At 67.3% G+C, this 15,764-nt stretch carries 20 protein-coding genes; 10 read left to right on the forward strand and 10 right to left on the reverse strand.

The genetic code is table 11. The annotated features are described in order from the left end of the window. The first annotated feature begins 78 nt into the window (after positions 1 to 78). From VAPA_RS32025 to VAPA_RS34700, 3 genes are read left to right on the forward strand one after another with little or no spacing between them, the layout of a single operon-like run. On the forward strand, positions 79 to 1,101 hold the full coding sequence (locus VAPA_RS32025; RefSeq protein WP_021004407.1) for a LysR family transcriptional regulator: 1,023 nt from the start codon (positions 79 to 81) through the stop codon (positions 1,099 to 1,101). Then, positions 1,098 to 1,571 carry a transposase gene (locus VAPA_RS34695; protein ID WP_021004408.1) on the forward strand — a complete coding sequence of 158 codons (474 nt, stop codon included), beginning with the start codon at positions 1,098 to 1,100 and terminating at the stop codon, positions 1,569 to 1,571. Before VAPA_RS32025 ends, VAPA_RS34695 begins: the two co-directional genes overlap by 4 nt. Continuing rightward, the gene (locus tag VAPA_RS34700) at positions 1,525 to 1,854 is read left to right on the forward strand and encodes a hypothetical protein (protein WP_155248150.1); all 330 of its coding nucleotides are present in this window, start codon (positions 1,525 to 1,527) and stop codon (positions 1,852 to 1,854) included. The genes VAPA_RS34695 and VAPA_RS34700 overlap by 47 nt, the downstream gene beginning before the upstream one ends. A 12-nt stretch (positions 1,855 to 1,866) precedes the next feature. On the opposite strand, the gene VAPA_RS32035 is transcribed toward VAPA_RS34700, so the two are convergent. From VAPA_RS32035 to VAPA_RS32045, 3 genes are all read right to left on the reverse strand, one after another. Further along, a complete protein-coding gene (locus tag VAPA_RS32035) occupies positions 1,867 to 2,130 on the reverse strand; it encodes a hypothetical protein (protein ID WP_021004410.1) in 264 nt (87 codons plus the stop codon). Between the two features lie 102 nt (positions 2,131 to 2,232). Next, positions 2,233 to 2,694, reverse strand: a complete 462-nt coding sequence (locus VAPA_RS32040; RefSeq protein ID WP_230559067.1) for a hypothetical protein — start codon at positions 2,692 to 2,694, stop codon at positions 2,233 to 2,235. A 44-nt stretch (positions 2,695 to 2,738) separates the two neighbouring features. After that, positions 2,739 to 3,947 carry a helix-turn-helix transcriptional regulator gene (locus VAPA_RS32045; RefSeq protein WP_021004412.1) on the reverse strand — a complete coding sequence of 403 codons (1,209 nt, stop codon included), beginning with the start codon at positions 3,945 to 3,947 and terminating at the stop codon, positions 2,739 to 2,741. 132 nt (positions 3,948 to 4,079) lie between these two features. On the opposite strand from VAPA_RS32045, the gene VAPA_RS32050 reads away from it, so the two are divergent. Together VAPA_RS32050 and VAPA_RS34285 are read left to right on the forward strand one after the other, a co-directional pair. Beyond that, a complete protein-coding gene (locus tag VAPA_RS32050; RefSeq protein WP_021004413.1) occupies positions 4,080 to 4,916 on the forward strand; it encodes a helix-turn-helix transcriptional regulator in 837 nt (278 codons plus the stop codon). Between the two features lie 233 nt (positions 4,917 to 5,149). After that, entirely contained in the window at positions 5,150 to 5,392 is a 243-nt protein-coding gene (locus VAPA_RS34285; protein ID WP_021004414.1) for a hypothetical protein, read from the forward strand. Between the two features lie 45 nt (positions 5,393 to 5,437). On the opposite strand, the gene VAPA_RS32055 is transcribed toward VAPA_RS34285, so the two are convergent. After that, the gene (locus VAPA_RS32055) at positions 5,438 to 6,331 is read right to left on the reverse strand and encodes a LysR substrate-binding domain-containing protein (RefSeq protein WP_021004415.1); all 894 of its coding nucleotides are present in this window, start codon (positions 6,329 to 6,331) and stop codon (positions 5,438 to 5,440) included. A 70-nt stretch (positions 6,332 to 6,401) separates the two neighbouring features. On the opposite strand from VAPA_RS32055, the gene VAPA_RS32060 reads away from it, so the two are divergent. The 5 genes from VAPA_RS32060 to VAPA_RS32080 are packed head-to-tail and all read left to right on the forward strand — an operon-like array spanning position 6,402 to position 10,141. Continuing rightward, entirely contained in the window at positions 6,402 to 7,241 is an 840-nt protein-coding gene (locus VAPA_RS32060; RefSeq protein ID WP_021004416.1) for an amidohydrolase family protein, read from the forward strand. Further along, on the forward strand, positions 7,238 to 8,038 hold the full coding sequence (locus tag VAPA_RS32065) for an SDR family NAD(P)-dependent oxidoreductase (protein ID WP_021004417.1): 801 nt from the start codon (positions 7,238 to 7,240) through the stop codon (positions 8,036 to 8,038). Before VAPA_RS32060 ends, VAPA_RS32065 begins: the two co-directional genes overlap by 4 nt. A gap of 33 nt (positions 8,039 to 8,071) precedes the next feature. Next, complete coding sequence (locus VAPA_RS32070; RefSeq protein ID WP_021004418.1) at positions 8,072 to 9,028, forward strand: Bug family tripartite tricarboxylate transporter substrate binding protein; 957 nt, start codon at positions 8,072 to 8,074, stop codon at positions 9,026 to 9,028. Further along, a complete protein-coding gene (locus VAPA_RS32075) occupies positions 9,028 to 9,558 on the forward strand; it encodes a carboxymuconolactone decarboxylase family protein (RefSeq protein ID WP_413470494.1) in 531 nt (176 codons plus the stop codon). The genes VAPA_RS32070 and VAPA_RS32075 overlap by 1 nt, the downstream gene beginning before the upstream one ends. Positions 9,559 to 9,571: 13 nt before the next feature. Beyond that, on the forward strand, positions 9,572 to 10,141 hold the full coding sequence (locus VAPA_RS32080; RefSeq protein ID WP_021004420.1) for a DUF4286 family protein: 570 nt from the start codon (positions 9,572 to 9,574) through the stop codon (positions 10,139 to 10,141). Here the strand turns inward: VAPA_RS32080 and VAPA_RS32085 are convergent. Genes VAPA_RS32085 through VAPA_RS32110 form a run of 6 tightly spaced genes read right to left on the reverse strand, consistent with a single transcriptional unit; the run spans position 10,129 to position 15,725 of the window. Then, positions 10,129 to 11,016: an intradiol ring-cleavage dioxygenase gene (locus VAPA_RS32085; RefSeq protein ID WP_021004421.1), complete on the reverse strand. Its 888-nt coding sequence runs from the start codon at positions 11,014 to 11,016 to the stop codon at positions 10,129 to 10,131. The two genes, VAPA_RS32080 and VAPA_RS32085, sit on opposite strands and share 13 nt — an antisense overlap. Continuing rightward, positions 11,000 to 12,166, reverse strand: a complete 1,167-nt coding sequence (locus VAPA_RS32090) for a branched-chain amino acid ABC transporter permease (RefSeq protein WP_080666979.1) — start codon at positions 12,164 to 12,166, stop codon at positions 11,000 to 11,002. Before VAPA_RS32090 ends, VAPA_RS32085 begins: the two co-directional genes overlap by 17 nt. Positions 12,167 to 12,177: 11 nt before the next feature. After that, positions 12,178 to 13,038 carry a branched-chain amino acid ABC transporter permease gene (locus tag VAPA_RS32095; protein WP_021004423.1) on the reverse strand — a complete coding sequence of 287 codons (861 nt, stop codon included), beginning with the start codon at positions 13,036 to 13,038 and terminating at the stop codon, positions 12,178 to 12,180. Further along, entirely contained in the window at positions 13,031 to 13,747 is a 717-nt protein-coding gene (locus tag VAPA_RS32100) for an ABC transporter ATP-binding protein (protein WP_021004424.1), read from the reverse strand. The genes VAPA_RS32095 and VAPA_RS32100 overlap by 8 nt, the downstream gene beginning before the upstream one ends. Beyond that, on the reverse strand, positions 13,744 to 14,463 hold the full coding sequence (locus VAPA_RS32105; RefSeq protein ID WP_021004425.1) for an ABC transporter ATP-binding protein: 720 nt from the start codon (positions 14,461 to 14,463) through the stop codon (positions 13,744 to 13,746). The genes VAPA_RS32100 and VAPA_RS32105 overlap by 4 nt, the downstream gene beginning before the upstream one ends. Next, positions 14,460 to 15,725, reverse strand: a complete 1,266-nt coding sequence (locus tag VAPA_RS32110) for an ABC transporter substrate-binding protein (RefSeq protein ID WP_021004426.1) — start codon at positions 15,723 to 15,725, stop codon at positions 14,460 to 14,462. Before VAPA_RS32110 ends, VAPA_RS32105 begins: the two co-directional genes overlap by 4 nt. Positions 15,726 to 15,764: the final 39 nt, after the last annotated feature.

A 15,764-nucleotide genomic window follows, 5' to 3' on the forward strand; every position in this document is an offset into this window, starting at 1 on the left:
ATCGCCTTCCCCGATTCTTGAAAATTCGATAATCGTGAGGGAGTGATCACGATTCGATATATGCCGCAGGATGCCGAAATGGACACCAGAACCGACCGCCTCGTCCGCACGCTGCGCCTGAGACACCTCGAACTGCTCGTGGTGCTGTCCGGGACGCCCACGATGCGCGGCGCGGCGGCGCAGCTGCATCTGAGCCAGCCTGCGATCAGCAAGATGCTCGGAGAGCTCGAGAGCTGCTTCGGGGCCAGGCTGTTCGAACGCAGCCATCAGGGGATCCATGCAAACGCTCTGGGTTCAAGCGCCGCATTTCGAGCACGCGCAGTGCTGCATGAATTGGCCAGGGCCACCGCGGATGTGGACGCCATGCAAAGCGGAGTGACAGCGGTGTTGCGCGTCGGCGCGCCGTCGGTCACTGCCGCCGTTCCAGCGGCCATCGTCAAGCTGCGAAAGCGACTGCCGGGAGCCGCCGTGCAGTTGCGAGAGGGCCGTGTCCACGAACTCATCCATCGCCTGCTCGAAGGGGAGCTCGACTGCGTCTTCGGCGCCATCACGCCCGAGCTGATCTCCAGCGACATGATTCCGTTGCTCGAACCCGCCGTGATGCTGAAGGACGAGCTCTGTGTGCTCGCCTCCCTCTCGAACCCGAGCGTCACCAAACGCAGGTTGCAGTGGGCCGATCTGCGAGCCGCACAATGGGTGCTTCCGCCCAAGGACACGCTGGTCAGGCAGGCTTTCATGACAGTCTTCCTGAACAGCGGCGTGACACCGCCGGTGCCGGTCATCGAGGCCATGTCCTCGGTAACGATCGGCACCGTCCTTCGCAAGGATCCCTCGCTGCTGTGCGCGGTACGACTGGAGCATGCGGCGGACGAAGTCGCCAGGGGCGGCGTGCAAAGGCTCAAAGTCGGACCGCGGGTCGTCCTGCCGTCGTTCGGCTTGTTCTTTCGACGAGACGACCTGGCGCGGCCTGCGATCCTCACGGAATTTGCACATGCCATACGGTCCGTCAGTGGGATGACGTTGCCCCGGACACCCAATACAGATCAAAACCAAGGGTACGGTTGCCTCCCATGCCCCGAACGGGGCAAGGAGAAGCGATGAAGAAGTCGAGATTTTCCGAGGAGCAGATTGCCTACGCGCTGCGACTCGCCGATTGCGGCACGCCGGTGGTGCATGTGTGCCGACAGATCGGCATATCGGAAGCGACGTTCTGTACGTGGAAGAAGAAGTACGCGGACTTCGGCGTGAGTGAGCTGCACAAGCTCAAGCAACTCGAGGGCGAAAGCGCACGGTTGCGGCGTATCGTGGCCGACCTGACGCTGGATCGGCAGATTCAGCAGGAGCTCGTGCGAAAAAGCTCTGAAGGCTGCCAAGCGGCGCGAGCTGGCGGCCTGAACGCAAGAGCGCTTTCAGATCAGTGTGCATCGGTCATGTCGACTGTCGCTGCTGCGGCGTTCGACGCGGTACACCGAGAGCGCCGCACGCGGTCCGAGCGCCCTGCGTCAGCGCATTCGAGACATCGCGATGAGCGGGCCTCGCTTTGGTTGCCGGCGTGTCCTGGTGATGCTTGAACGCGAGGGCCGGGAAGTGGGCAAGAAGCCCGTGTACCGGTTGTATCGCCTGGAAAGGCTGCAACTGCGCATGAAGGTGACGCGCCGCAAACGCATCGCGCTGCTGCGCGGCAAGCGAACACCGCACAAGCCAAGTCGGCGGCATCGATGCATCGGCACGCCAAGATCGCTGAAGCACGACAAACGATGCTCGCCCTCTGCGATGATTTCAGAACGATGTGTGTGTTGTGACCGACTTCGGTCGCCCATCCTGGCGACAGGCAACCATGCTGCATGGATTTGATTGGATGGTTGCTCAGAAGCTTGGAGCGTCCGCGTCCGGGGGCATGGAGGCGAGTGCCCTCTGCTCCTTCGAGAAGATCTCGCCGATGTAGGCATCGCGGCCCGTCCCCACGACGCTCGCCTCCGTGGCCCGGGCGTATCTGGACGCAAGGTTGTCATCTTCGGCCTGCGCCGCGGCTTTTCCGGACTCCAGCGGTTGTCTGCTCTGGTGACACGCGGTGGCGGTAACTCCCAGCCCCGCGAGCACTGCTGTTTGGAATATCCTGAGGAAGTCCATATCTACTCCTGGCTGATGGCAAGACCGGAATGCCTGGCGGAGCCCCGGGGTCTTGCGAACCGACCGCGCCGCATCGAAAGCGATCACGGTGGCCCGTGTCCGTCATTCGCCCAGAACACAGAACAAGTGCCAACGCACCACGCGGTGCCCGCAGTAGCGGTCGACGATGCGCGCAGCCAGTTCTTGATTGCCGTGCAGGTCCCAACGCCTGTCGACCCAAAGCATGGCCTCGTAGAGGTCATCTGAGTCGCCGGTCAAGTCGAACTCGTCCAGCAGAGCTTGGGAGAGTGCCCGGTTTGAAAATTCGTCGCCGCTCGCCGCCTCGTTGCGCAGCAGATCGAGTCTGGATTGCGTCGCGGCAATGAGCGGGACTGCCGCGGCTGCTCGTGCAGGTTTGCTTGGTGCCGTGACGCTGACGGCCGGACTGTTCATCGCGAAGGTCAGGAGAGCGCCGGCGACAACCGCCCCCGTCGCGAAGGACCCGATGAGCTGCGTGCGCTTCGAGAGCCGAAGCATGAGTGCGCTTTGTGCTGCGGACAGGCGTCGAACGGTGCGGTCGAACATGGCAAACTTTCTTGTTGTCAATCTTGGTGCGCGAGCGTAGGCGATCACCGCAGCCGCCGCGTCATCGGAAGCGATGACACGGGTTCATGCGCACAAGGATCCGCCAGGCGCGCCTGCTGCCGAGTCGGAGGTGTCGAGTGGTGCAGCAGACGCAGCAGATCCCCCTGCTTGGACGTGCCGGTCTTGGAGTAGATCCTCTGCAGGTGGGTGCGGATGGTCGGCTCGCCCACGCCCAGCATGCCGGCGGCCTCGATGCCGCCGAGGCCTTGCGACAGCGCCATCAGCACGCGCAGTTCGCCGCCGGTGAGACCATGCAGCCGTCCAAATGCCTCCCCAGGCATCAGCGGCGCCTGGACAGGATCCTGGATGAACACGGCAACACTCGCCGCGAACGGTGCGAGGATTCCCGCGCGGCGGCCATCGGCAACCGGCAGCAAGGTGGCGACGTAGCCCCCGCCGGCTCCATCGGGGATTCCGATCGCATGGTCCTTGGTGCGCATGTCGGCACCATCGCGGCCTGAATCCTGGATCGCCTGCGTCAATGCGGCACGCGCGGCCGGACAGACCGGGAACAACCGGTTGTTGACCAGGCGCATCGCCGTGCCCGATCTGACCTGTCGCTCGGCCGCAGTGTTCATGTACACGACGCGACCATCACGCGCTGCCAGGAACACGCCGGCGGCCAGCCCATCGAGGGTTCTCTTCAGCGCCTCTGAATTCAGCACCTGGATGTCGAGCGCATCGGAAATCGCCAGGGCACGGCAGACGTGCGGCGCAAGGAGCTCGAACAGGCCGAGGTCGCTCTGCTGGTAGGGCGGCGACTTGTCGCTGCGCGACGCGTGCAGGGACGCCATGCGCCCGCCGGTGCGCAGCGCCGGAAACCAGATGATGTCGAGCACCCCGTATGGCTGCAACACTTCGCGGTAGAAGCGGCTGTCATGCAGATGGAAGCGCTCCATCGACAGCGCGCTCACCTCCCCGATGTTGGAAACGACATCGGCCACAGCCATCGGACTCTCGGCGTACTGGACGCCGAGTTTCTGCAGAAACTCCGGCTCATAGCCGAAGACGTACAGCTGGTCGTTCTGGATCTGCTTCAGGTCGTGCACGCAGATGCCGCCCCCGACGCTGTCACAGCGCTGCGCAATCATTGCGCATGTTGCGGCCCACCGCTGCGGGTCGAGGGAGCAGTCGTAGATCGCGCCGATCAGCTCCGACAGCTCGGCGACGGGAATCCCTTGCAGGCCCGTCATCGCACGCGGTTCCGAGCCGACGCCCGAACCCGAGGCGCGAGGTCCGTCAAATGCCATACGATGCTGGGCTGGTTCATCGAGGGATCGTAGGCCGGCAGGCTGCGTCGCGTAATAACCTAAACAGGTGACCAATTGAATGCAGGAGTTGCGCGCCCCGCCCAGCCTCCAGGGAACGATTTCACCGAGGCGATCTACGCGCTGTGGGACAAACTCGCGAACTACCCCATCGGCGATGGCGATGAAGCGCTCGAGCATCTGCTCTGCAGCCTCTGTTCGATCTTCGGCGCGCACAACGCACTTTGGTCGGTGGTCGTGCGGCTGCCAAGCCCTGCGTCGGGCGACGCGTTGAACGGCTGGCGTCCGCGATTCGTCCGCCTCCTGCGGCCTTTGCCGCCGATTGCCGCCTCGGTCCAGGAGCAGTTCGACACCCTGTGGTCACCGTCTGTCGACCTCTCACAGATCCTTGCCGTGTCCGGCGAAGAACCGTTCCGCACCCAGCTCCTGTTTGAAGCGCTGCCTCCGCAGTGGTTCGACGGACCACACTATCGGCGCCACTATCTGGCTATCGGACACGCGGACAGCATGTCGATGCGTTGTGCGATCAACGACGATGTGCGGGTGCACCTGTTCATCTTCCGCAGCACGGAAGCACCCCGGTTCTCATCAGCGGACAAGCACCCTTTCGGCCTGGCGCTTCGCGGGCTGCGCTGGTTCTACCGCCAGCAATTGCTCAGCCACGGGCTCCTCATCGCGAACGCGCCGCTCACGGCGATGGAACGCAGGGTCTTGCTGGGACTGCTCGACGGAAAGGCGGAGAAGGCGGTCGCAGCCATCCTGGGCCAAAGCCCGAACACGACGCACATCCACGTGAAGTCGATCTATGCCAAGTTCGGTGTCCATAACCGGGCGGCGCTGACCTCCCTCTGGCTCGGACGCCTGCCCGAAGCCGGCCTATCGAACATCGATTGATGGTGCGGCGACCCCACGCGTCATTGGTTCCGATGACGCCTTGAGCGTGCGATCTCCCTAGGCTCGGGACCCCACCGTTCCGCTTGGGAAGACGACATGCGCATGCGCCCGTTGCCGCCGATTCCGCTGATGCCTGCGGTCCGACGGCGGATGTCGGGCCGGGACGGACGGCGTGGCCAAGGCGAAGAAGGCCTCCCCTCGCCAACACGCGATTCCAACCCCAGGAGTTCACCATGAACATCAGCCGAATCCTCCCACCTCCGCTGTCGACCGATGCAGTTGAGGCGCCCGTTCCGTCCGTGCACGACGCCTTCAAGCGTGCTGTCGCAGCCCTTGTGCGGTGCTGCGCGACCGGCACAGCCGACCCGCGACAACGCTATCTCTCGCGATCGGTCAATCATGAAGACCTCGAGAACCGCATCCGTGCATGGGAAGCGTACGAAGCCCGCCTGCGATGCCTTCCGCCAGTGCTGTGAGGACACGTTGAACATGAAGTCTTGGGGGGGAGCCACCCAGTTTGCCTATTCGGCTTGGTGGCGCCGGAAATCCAGTTCTTGAAGAAGCTGCGCCGTACCGCGCACGAGCCGGGTGGCCGGACGCACCGTCGGCGTCGCGAGGACCAGCGCGTTCCAGATGCCGGGCGGCCCGATCGGCGCGCGTGGCAGTGCTTCGTCGCCGACTGCGCCCAATGCGCTCTCCGGAAGGATCGTGCACCCGACGCCGCTCGCCACGAGCGCCAGGACGGTACGCACGGCGCCGACCTCCGCGAGCACCTGGAGCTCGATGCGGCGCGGACCCAGCACCGAGTCGAGCAAATGCCGGATCGCATTCGGCGCACTGGGCAGGACCATGGGGTAGTTCGCCAGCGCCGGCAAGGCGACGCGGGCCGGCAGCTTGCTCTTGGGCGGCGCCACCAGCAGGAGCTTTTCGCGCATCAGCGGCTGGTACGAAAGCTGGGCCGAAGGCGCGGGATCGAAGAGCAGCGCCAGGTCCAGCCGCCCCGCGATCAGCGATTCGCGCAGCGCAACGCTCAGGCCTTCGAGCACCGTGATGACGGCACGGGGAAACCTCTGCCTGAACCGCCGGATGAGGGGCGCGCTCAAGCCAAGGGCCACCCGTGGCGGCATGCCGACCACGATCCGGCCGCCCGGACTTTCGTCCATCTCTCCCAGCTCGTCGCGGGCGCGGCGTGAGATCTCGAGCATGGCGCGCGCATGGACGAGCAGGGCTTCTCCCGCATCCGTCGTGGTCACGCCGCGTCCGGTTCTCACCAGCAGCCGTTGCCCGAGGTCCGCCTCCAGCAGCGCGATCTGCCTGCTCAGGCTGGGCTGCGCCAGGTCCAGCACCACCGCACCACGGCTGAAGCTCCCCGCATCGACCACCGCGACGAAATACTGAAGCTGGCGAAGTTCCATAGCCAGGCAGCATAGCTGATATAGGCCCGGCGTCCTTACGCGTATCGCCCGCGGCCGGGAAACTGCGTTCATGACCTCAACCCTGCCCCCCGGGGCCTGCAATGCCCATTGCCATGTATTCGGGCCCCGCGCGCGCTTTCCCTATGCCGCCGACGCCAGCTTCGTTCCCGAGGCCGATGCGCCGAAGGAAGCCCTGTACGCGCTGAACGACCGGCTCGGCCTGCAGCGCTGCGTGGTCGTGCAGTCGGCCTGCCACGGCTTCGACAACCGGGCCACCGCGGACGCGGTCGCTGGGCGGCCGTCGAGCTACCGCGGTGTCGCCCTGCTGCCGACCGACACGGGCATCGCAGAACTCCAGCACCTCGACGCCGCGGGCTTTCGCGGTGCCCGGTTCAACTTCATGGGCCACCTCGGCCGGCACGCGCCCATCGAGGAGGTCCTGTCGCTGGCGGGTCGCTTCGCGCCGCTCGGCTGGCATCTGCAGATCCACGGCGATCCGGCCCTGCTCACGGACCTGGCGCCCGCGCTGCGCCGGTCGCCCACGCCGGTGGTGATCGACCACATCGGACGCATCGATGCGGCGTTGGGCCTCGACCAGCCGGACTTCCGGGCGCTGCTCGGGCTGATGGCGGACGAACGCTTCTGGGTCAAGGTGAGCGGCATGGACCGCATCACGCGGCGCGGTCCGCCCTATGCCGACGCCCAGCCCTTCGCGCGAAAGCTGGTTGCGGAATTCGGCGACCGGGTCGTGTGGGGCAACGACTGGCCCCACCCCAACCACGCTGGCCCCATTCCCGACGAGCAGCAGCTCGTCGACCTCATTGCCGAGGTTGCTCCGACCGAATCCGCACGCCATGCGTTGCTGGTCGGCAACCCGGAACGCCTCTATCGATTTGGAAACAAGACATGAGCCTGCGATTCGAGAACAAGGTCGCCATCGTGACCGGTGCCGGTTGCGTCGGCGCCGGCTGGGGGAATGGCCGCGCCATTGCCGTTCGCCTCGCCGAGGAAGGCGCCAGGGTCCTCGCGGTGGACCGCGATCGCGCCCGGCTCGAGGAGACGCTCGAGCTGGCCGGCGACGCCCGCGCATCGATCGCGCCATGGCTCTGCGACGTCACGAGCAGCGAGAGCGTCGCCGCCATGGCGGCGGCTTGCCTCGATACCTACGGGACGATCGACATCCTGGTCAACAACGTGGGCGGGTCCGCAGCGGGCGGGCCGGTGGAATTGGCCGAAGAGACATGGAACCTGCAGGTCGACGTGAACCTCAAGAGCGTGTTCCTGACCTGCAAGCACGTGCTTCCCACGATGCTCGCGAAGGGCGCGGGTTCGATCGTCAACATCTCCTCGACCTCGGGCCTGCGCTGGACCGGCAGCGCCCAGGTGGCGTACGCCGCGACCAAGGCCGGCGTCATCCAGATGTCGCGCGTGATCGCGGTCCAGCACGCCGCCCGGGGTGTCCGGGTCAACAGCGTCGTGCCGGGGCAGCTGCACACGCCGATGGTCGAGACGCGCCTGGCAAAGCAGCGCGCCGGCGGCAACGTCGATGCACTGCTGGCCCAGCGCCAGAAACGCATTCCGCTCGGTTTCATGGGCGATGGCCGCGACACGGCGAGCGCGGTGCTGTTCCTGGCGAGCGACGAGGCCCGGTTCATCACCGGCACCGAACTGATCGTCGATGGCGGCATGACCGCGCGCTGCGACTGAGATTCGAGCGATGACAAAAAGACGGAGACATTCATGATCAAGCACCACCTGCTCGCGGCGGCATTCGCCGCGCTGCTGCTGCCCGCCGCGCACGCACAGCCGAAGACGACGCGGATCGTCGTTTCCTTCACCTCGGGCGGGCCGGTCGACGCGGTCGCGCGGACCCTGTCCGAACAGCTCGGCAAGGAGCTGGGCCGCATGGTCATCATCGACAACAAGCCGGGCGCCAATGGCGCCATCGGCGCCGTCGATGTCATGAAATCGGCGCCGGACGGCAGCACGCTGTGGTTCACCAGCGTGGGTGCGGCGGCCATCAATTCTTCGCTCTACGAGAAGCTCCCCTACGACATGCAGCGCGACTTCGTGCCGGTCTCGCTGGTCGTCAACAACGTCGAATTGCTCGTGGCTCAGCAGGGCAATCCGGCCAAGGATGCGGCCGAGTTCGTCGCAGCAACGAAGAAGCGCGCAGAGCCCACGCCGATGGGCTCCTCCGGCACGGGAAGCATTCCGCACCTGGCCATCGAGCAGCTCGCCGATTCGAGCGGCGCCAGGCTGCTTCATGTGCCCTACAAAGGCGCCGCTCCTGCCATCACGGACCTGATGGGAGGCCAGGTCAGCGGCTTCTTCGGCGATGTGCCCGGGCTGCTCGGGCACCTGCAAGGTGGACGGCTCAAGGCGCTCGGCGTGGCGTCCGGCAAGCGGCATCCTTCGCTGCCCGACGTGAAGACGCTCGAAGAGCAAGGCATCAAGGGGGTCGACACCAACAACTGGTATGCGCTGTTTGCGCCTGCGAAGACGCCGCCCGACATCGTCGAGGCGCTCAACAAGGCGGTGCGCAACACACTGGCCAACCCGGTGGTGCGCGAGAAGTTGCTGAAGACAGGCACCGAGCCTGTCGGGTCCACCGCGCAGGAACTCGCGACCATCCAGAAGCGCGACACCGAGAAATGGGCGAAGCTGATCCGCGCCAAGAACATCAGGGCCGAATGATGACGACCACCACCCCCATCCGCGTTCCCCTCGTGCAACCCGGCACGCATCCGGAACTGGCCGAAGTCGAGTCCCGCATCATGGCCGAGCGCGGCCGCGTGTCGCTGCTCTACCAGGTGCTCCTCAACAGCGGGCCGATCGCCTCGGGCTGGGAACGCATGCTCACGGCGGTGCGCAACCAGACCGGCGTTGCGGCCGATCTGCGCGAACTGACGATCCTTCGGGTCGCGGTGCTCAACGGAGCGAGCTTCGAGTACGACGCGCACGTGCCCCACGCGCAGAAGGCGGGCGTCAGCGCCGAGAAGATCGATGCCGTCCGGCAGGACGTGCTGCCGGACGTGTTCACACCGATCGAGCACCTGGTGCTGGAGCTGACGGATGCAATGACCCGCCGGATCGTGGTTCCGGACGAACTCATGGGTCGCATCCAGCAGCACTTCGACCCCAAGGGGGTGGTGGAAGTCGTGGCGACCGTGGCGGCCTACAACATGGTGTCGCGCCTGCTTGTCGCCCTGAACGTCGCGCATTGAACGAGGCCCCGAAATGCAGGACCTCTGGCTTCTCAAGCACGACGCATCCGCGGCCGATCTGCTGGCGGGCCCGAGCCGCGCGCGGCTGGATGAAGCCCGATCGTGGCAAGCGGTGGACGGGCAGCTGATCTACTCCTACCTGCCGGGGACCCTGCCACCGACGCCGCCCGCCGACGGGGTTGCCGGCGAGTGGAGACGGCTCGCCTGCCTGCAGGAGGTGCGGGGCGCGTCGGCCAGCCAGGTCGCTTCGCACCACTACGTCGTGGAGACGGACGTGCTGCCCGAGTTCGAGGACGAACTCAACGCCTGGTATGCGCAGGAGCATCTGCCCGGCCTCGCCGCCGTGCCGGGGACCGTCCGAGCCGCGCGCTATGTCGATGCCGCGGGCTCGCCGCGCTACTACGCCTGCTACGACCTCGCAGGCGCTGAGACACTGGGCAGTCCCGAGTGGCTGGCCGTGCGGGCGACGCCATGGAGCGCGCGGGTTCGGCCCGCTTTCCGCAACACGAGGCGAACCATGTTTCGCTGGGCGGCGGCCGACGGCGACCACACCAGCTTCACGCCTCACCTTCATCCGCTTTGAGCAGCGCAGTTGCCTGGCGCTTGGCGCTCGAGCACGAACGCGAAGTCCAGCGTGTGGAACGGCCCGTCCTGCAGGCTGCCGTCGGGCGCGCGGCCCGGGGCATGCGCCGCGAAGTTGCCGATCAGAGAACTGCGCACGCCGAACACCGCATCGCTGTCGAGGTAGGGGTCGCCCTCGCGGAAGACGTGCGTGATCAGCGTCTCGTAGCCCGGTGCCTGGATCATGAAGTGGACATGCGCGGGGCGCCAGGGATGGCGCCGCGTCGCGCGCAGCATCGCGCCCACCGGCCCGTCGGTGGGAATCGGATAGGCCACCGGCGCCACGCCGCGAAACCACAGGCGGCCCTCGGCGTTCGTGCGGAAGACCGCCCGCCCCTGCGGGTGATCGCCGGGCCGCTGCACGTCGTAGAAGCCTTCGGCATCGGCCTCCCACACATCGACCACCGCATCGGCGATGGGCTCGCCGTCGCGCCCGCGCACGCTGGCCTCCACGAACAACGGTTCGCCCACGGCGCCGCCCGCGATGTCGCTGCCCAGCGGAAGCTGCGGCGCGCCGGCCACGTGGAAGGGGCCGAACACGGTGGCCTCCGTGGCCTGCGGGCTCTTCGCGTGATTCATCGCCACGGTGAGCATCGACAGGCCCAGGGTGTCCGACAGCAGGATGAACTCCTGGCGCTGCGCATCGCACTTCTGGCCCGTGGCGGTGAGGAAGTCGATGCCGGCGGCCCACTCGGCCTCGGTCAGCTTCACCTCGCGCGCAAAGTCGTGCAGATGGCGCACGAGCGCCGATATCACTTCCTTCAGGCGCGCATCCTCGCACCCGGACATGCGGTCGAGCACGGCGGCGGTGATGGTGTGTTCATCGATGTTTCGCATGGGCGTCGAGCTCCAGGTCGGAAGAAGGCGCATGCGGCAGCATCAGCCGTCGTTGCGTCGGGAACAGGGACCAGGCCCAGCGCTGCTGCGCCCAGCCCCACAGCCCCTGCTTGAAGAAGAGTGTGACCCCTATGGCCAGCAGCCCGAGCCCGAGCAGGTACCAGGTGCCGTAGTCGCTGAGGAACTTGTTCAGCGCCCAGAAGACGAGCGCGCCGACCAGCGGCCCTTCGATGCGGCCGATGCCGCCGATCACGACCATGAAGATCGCGAAGGCGGTCCAGTTCGGCGCAAAGGCCGCGTCGGGACTGATGCGCAGGTTGCCCACGAAGTACAGCGCCCCTGCCAGCCCGGCGCCGAAGGCCGCCACCACGTAGACCGCGAGCTTCATGCGCGCCACCGGAATGCCCTGCGATTCGGCGGCCATCTCGTTGTCGCGGATCGCCAGCAACGCCAGCCCGAACCGGCTGCGCAGGAACAGGCAGACCAGCAAGACCGCCGCCACCACGCAGCCCAGTGCCATCCAGTAGGTGACGCTCTCGCGCGTGGCGCGCTCGATGCCGCGCAGCGCCGTGAGCGTGGTGCCCGAGCCGCCGCCCACCGCCGACACATTGGCGAAGCTGAGCCTGAACACCTCGGCGATCACCCAGGTGCCGATGGCGAAGTAGCCGCCCGACAGCCGGAAGGCGACGAAGGACACCGGCACCGCGATCAGCGCCGCGGCCAGCGCCCCCAGCGGGACCGCGACGAAGGGATTGACGCCCGCGAAGTTGCCGAGCATCAGCATCACGTAGCCGCCGAAGCCGAAGAAGGCCTGCTGCCCGATGCTGACCATACCGCCGTAGCCGGCCAGCAGGTTCCACATCATCGCGAAGATGAAGTAGCAGGCGATCTCGACGAACTCGCGCATCCAGCTCGACTCGCCCCAGAAGGGCAGCGTGGCCGCGACCACGACGAGCACGGCCGCGGTCCAGCCGGCGCGGCGGCTGCTGCTGGTGTCGATGGCAACAACGGGGGCCGTCGCGCTCGACCCGGCTGCAGCTGCACGCGCGCGGCCAGCGCGATGGCGGCCGCTCGGGATCTCGCCGTCCGGGCTGCGGCCCGAGCTGGCGAAGACATGCTTCAGCGGCGCGGGCGAGGTCTTGTCGTTCATGTCGGGAGTCCTCAACGTGTCTTGGGAAACAGTCCCTGCGGCCGCAGCACCAGCACCGCGAGGAACACCAGATGGCCGAACCAGATGCCCCAGCCCGGGTCGATGCGAAAGCCCACCTGCTGCGCGATCCCGAGGATCATGGCGCCGGCCAGCGTGCCCCAGAACGAGCCCATGCCGCCGATGATCACGGCCTCGAAGGCGAACAGCAGCAGCAGCGGGCCGTCCGACGGCGACACCGTGGTGCGCATGCCCTGCAGCGCGCCGGCGATCGCTATCAGCACGAAGGCGATGCCCGTGGCCAGCGCGTAGACCTGCTTTGCCCTGAGGCCCATCAGCTCGGCGATCTCGCGGTCGTCGGAAACCGCGCGGAAGGTCCGGCCCAGCGGCGTGCGCGCGAACATCCACTGCATCGCGGCCGTCGCCGCCAGCGCAACGGCCAGGATCACCAGCGGCAGCGCGCCCAGCGCCAGCGAATCGCCGAGCGGCACCGATGCGGTGGCCAGCGCACCCACTTCGATCGCGCGCGGATCGGCCGAGAACAGCTCCAGCAGCAGGTTCTGGATCACGATCGACAGGCCGAAGGTCACGACCAGCGAAGGCAGCGGGTCCTTGCCCAGCGTGCCGTTGAGCACGTGGCGCTGCAGCAGGTAGCCGAAGCCGAAGGCCAGCGGCAGCACCGCGAGCACCACGCCCCAAGGCACGGCCGCGCCGGTCATCGAGACGCCGGCAATCACCGCAAAGGCGCCCAGGATGATGAAGTCGCCCTGCGCGGTGTTGGTCAGCCGCATGACGCCGAACATCAGCGACTGGCCGAGCGCGAACAGGGTGTAGAGGCCGCCGAGCAGCACGCCCTGGAGCAGGGTTTCAAGCATGGCTGTCCTCCATGCCGAAATAGGCCTGCGAGATCTGCTCTGGCGTGAGTTCGTCCGAGCGCCCCGTGAGCGACACGCGCCCGTCCTGGAAGCAGTAGACGCGCTGCGACACCTGCCGCGCCATGCGCACGTCCTGCTCCACGATCACGACCGTCATGCCCTCCCCCGTGATGGCCGGCATGGCCGCATAGATCTCGCGGATGACGATCGGTGCGAGGCCGAGCGACAGCTCGTCGCACAGCAGCACCTCAGGGTTGCTCATGAGCGCGCGGCCGAGCGCCACCATCTGCTGCTGCCCGCCCGACAGCGAGGTGGCCGGCTGGCGCCGCTTCTCGGCGAGGATGGGAAACAGCTCGTACAGGCGCCGCAGGTTCCACGGCCCCGCGCGGCGCGGCGTGGCGCCCATCAGCAGGTTCTCCTCGACGTCGAGGCTCGGAAACAGGCGCCGGCCTTCCGGCACCATCGCCAGGCCGCGCCGCACGATCTCGCCGGGCGGCAGGCCGCCGATCGCCTCGCCCTTGAAGCGGATCGCCTCGCGCGGCGCGCGCAGCAGCCCCGTGAGGCTCTTGAGGAAGGTGGACTTGCCCGCGCCGTTGGCACCGATGATCGCCACCAGCTCGCCGGCGGCCAGCGTGAAGTCGATGCCGAACAGCGCCTGCGCGTCGCCATAGAAGGCCTGCAGGCCGTGGGTGTCGAGCAGCGCGGTCATGCCTCGATCCCCATGTACACGCGCCGCACCTCGGGGTCGTTCATCACGGCGCGCGGCGCGCCTTGCGCGAGCTGCTGCCCGAAGTTGATGACGAACAGCCGGTCGGCCAGCGACAGCAGCGCATGCACCACGTGCTCGATCCAGATCATGGTCACGCCGCGCGCCTTGATGCGTTTCAGCTCCGCCACCAGCACCGCGGCCTCGGGCTCGGTGAGCCCGCCCGCGATCTCGTCGAGCAGCAGCAGGCGCGGGTTCGTCGCGAGCGCGCGCGCCAGCTCGAGCCGCTTGCGGTCGAGCAGCGTGAGGCCGCCGGCCGGCTTGTTGGCGTGCGCCGCGAGCCCGGTCTGGCCCAGCACCTCGTGCGCCGTCTGCCACGCCTCGCGCTCGGCCTGCTGCCCGCCGAAGCAGGCGGCGGTCACGAGGTTCTCGAACACGCTCATGTTCCCGAAGGGTTGCGGCACCTGGTAGCTGCGGCCGATGCCGGCGCGGCAGCGCTGGTGCGGGCGCAGCCGCGTCACGTCGCGGCCCGCGTATTCCACGCGGCCGGCGTCGACGCGCGCATCGCCCGAGATCAGGTTGAACAGCGTGGTCTTGCCCGCGCCGTTGGGGCCGAGAATGCCCAGCGTCTCGCCCTCGGCCACCGCCAGCGTGATGCCGTCGGTGACCTTGAGCGCCCCGAAGGACTTGCTCACGCCGTGCAATGCCAGCAGCGTCATGGCAGCGGCCGGAGCAGGCGCAGCGTGCCGCTGGTCGGGATCGTCCTGGCGGCCTCGTTGTTCACCAGGGTCAGCTCCACCTTGCGCTGCGTGCCCTTGCCCCACTGGCCGAGCACCAGCGGCGTCTTGCTGACGTTCTTGAACGGGCCTTGCCCGCCCCATTTCACGGGGCCGACCACGGAGTCGATCGATGTCGCGGCCACGGCGTCGCGCACGTCGCCGGCCTTCAGCGACTTCGAACGCGACAGCGCGTTCGCCGCCACCTCGAACAGCGCATGCGCGAAGCCGATGGGCTGGGTCCACTGCTTCTTCGTGCCGGCCTCGTAGGCCTCGGCCAGCGCCTTGGCGCTTTGCTGCGTGAGGCTGGAGGTGAACGGATGCGACGGGCTCCACCACACCTCGGTGGAGAGGCCGTCGCCCAGCTCGCCCAGCGCCTCGATGGCGCCCGGGAACAGCAGGGCCTTGCCGAGCGTGATCACCTTGGGCCGGAAGCCCTGCTGCCGCGCCTGCGTGAGGAAGGTCTTGGCATCGGGCGGGATCACCACGCCGGTGACGATCTCGACGTTGTCGCGCTTGAAGGCCGCGATCTGCGCGCTGAAGTCCTGCGTGCCGTTCTGGAAGCGGCCGGGGTCGGTGAGCGTGAAGCCCATCTGCGCGAGCGGCTTCGGAAAGCCCAGCTCCTTGTCGCCCCAGGCATTGCCGTCGCCGTCGTTGGGAAACAGGCCGCCGACCTTCTTGTTGGTGGCCACGGTCTTCCAGCCGTTGGTGAAGTTGGCGATGACGTCCTCGAGCCCCCAGAACAGGTGATAGGTCCAGTTGAAGCCCTTCGCGGGATCGCCCTTGCGGCCGAAGAACCAGGGCTGCCACGGCACCACGCTGGAGATGCACGGCACCTCGTTGAGTTCGCAGGCATCGCTGACCGGGTTGGCGGTCTCGGGCGTGCCGGCGGTGAGCACGAGCGCGACCTTGTCCTTCAGGATCAGGTCATTGGCGACCTCGCCCGCGCGGTTGGGGTTCGACTGGCTGTCCTTGAGCACGATCTGCACGGCGTATTTCCTGCCGCCCACGGTGAGGCCGTCCTTGAAGGCGGCCTTCATCTGCTCGATCACCCACTTGTCGGCCTCGCCGAAGGGCGCGAGCGGCCCGGTCTGGGGCGACACGTAGCCGATCTTCAGCGTGTCGGCGGCGAACACCAGCGGCGTGGCGCCCGTGGCGGCGAGCGCAGCCGCGGCCTGCGTGAACTGTCTGCGGTTGAATGTCATGGTTGTCTCCTTCGTTGGTCGTCTGTGTCTGAGCCTGCC

The organism is Variovorax paradoxus B4, assembly GCF_000463015.1.
In the GTDB taxonomy this organism is placed as follows: Bacteria; Pseudomonadota; Gammaproteobacteria; order Burkholderiales; family Burkholderiaceae_C; genus Variovorax; species Variovorax paradoxus_E.

Coding starts and splice junctions, on each gene's coding strand:
- VAPA_RS32025 (WP_021004407.1), top strand. CDS start 79: ATGGACACCAGAACCGACCGCCTCGTCCGCACGCTGCGCCTGAGACAC.
- VAPA_RS34695 (WP_021004408.1), top strand. CDS start 1,098: ATGAAGAAGTCGAGATTTTCCGAGGAGCAGATTGCCTACGCGCTGCGA.
- VAPA_RS34700 (WP_155248150.1), top strand. CDS start 1,525: ATGAGCGGGCCTCGCTTTGGTTGCCGGCGTGTCCTGGTGATGCTTGAA.
- VAPA_RS32035 (WP_021004410.1), bottom strand. CDS start 2,130: ATGGACTTCCTCAGGATATTCCAAACAGCAGTGCTCGCGGGGCTGGGA.
- VAPA_RS32040 (WP_230559067.1), bottom strand. CDS start 2,694: ATGTTCGACCGCACCGTTCGACGCCTGTCCGCAGCACAAAGCGCACTC.
- VAPA_RS32045 (WP_021004412.1), bottom strand. CDS start 3,947: ATGACGGGCCTGCAAGGGATTCCCGTCGCCGAGCTGTCGGAGCTGATC.
- VAPA_RS34285 (WP_021004414.1), top strand. CDS start 5,150: ATGAACATCAGCCGAATCCTCCCACCTCCGCTGTCGACCGATGCAGTT.
- VAPA_RS32055 (WP_021004415.1), bottom strand. CDS start 6,331: ATGGAACTTCGCCAGCTTCAGTATTTCGTCGCGGTGGTCGATGCGGGG.
- VAPA_RS32060 (WP_021004416.1), top strand. CDS start 6,402: ATGACCTCAACCCTGCCCCCCGGGGCCTGCAATGCCCATTGCCATGTA.
- VAPA_RS32065 (WP_021004417.1), top strand. CDS start 7,238: ATGAGCCTGCGATTCGAGAACAAGGTCGCCATCGTGACCGGTGCCGGT.
- VAPA_RS32070 (WP_021004418.1), top strand. CDS start 8,072: ATGATCAAGCACCACCTGCTCGCGGCGGCATTCGCCGCGCTGCTGCTG.
- VAPA_RS32075 (WP_413470494.1), top strand. CDS start 9,028: ATGACGACCACCACCCCCATCCGCGTTCCCCTCGTGCAACCCGGCACG.
- VAPA_RS32080 (WP_021004420.1), top strand. CDS start 9,572: ATGCAGGACCTCTGGCTTCTCAAGCACGACGCATCCGCGGCCGATCTG.
- VAPA_RS32085 (WP_021004421.1), bottom strand. CDS start 11,016: ATGCGAAACATCGATGAACACACCATCACCGCCGCCGTGCTCGACCGC.
- VAPA_RS32090 (WP_080666979.1), bottom strand. CDS start 12,166: ATGAACGACAAGACCTCGCCCGCGCCGCTGAAGCATGTCTTCGCCAGC.
- VAPA_RS32095 (WP_021004423.1), bottom strand. CDS start 13,038: ATGCTTGAAACCCTGCTCCAGGGCGTGCTGCTCGGCGGCCTCTACACC.
- VAPA_RS32100 (WP_021004424.1), bottom strand. CDS start 13,747: ATGACCGCGCTGCTCGACACCCACGGCCTGCAGGCCTTCTATGGCGAC.
- VAPA_RS32105 (WP_021004425.1), bottom strand. CDS start 14,463: ATGACGCTGCTGGCATTGCACGGCGTGAGCAAGTCCTTCGGGGCGCTC.
- VAPA_RS32110 (WP_021004426.1), bottom strand. CDS start 15,725: ATGACATTCAACCGCAGACAGTTCACGCAGGCCGCGGCTGCGCTCGCC.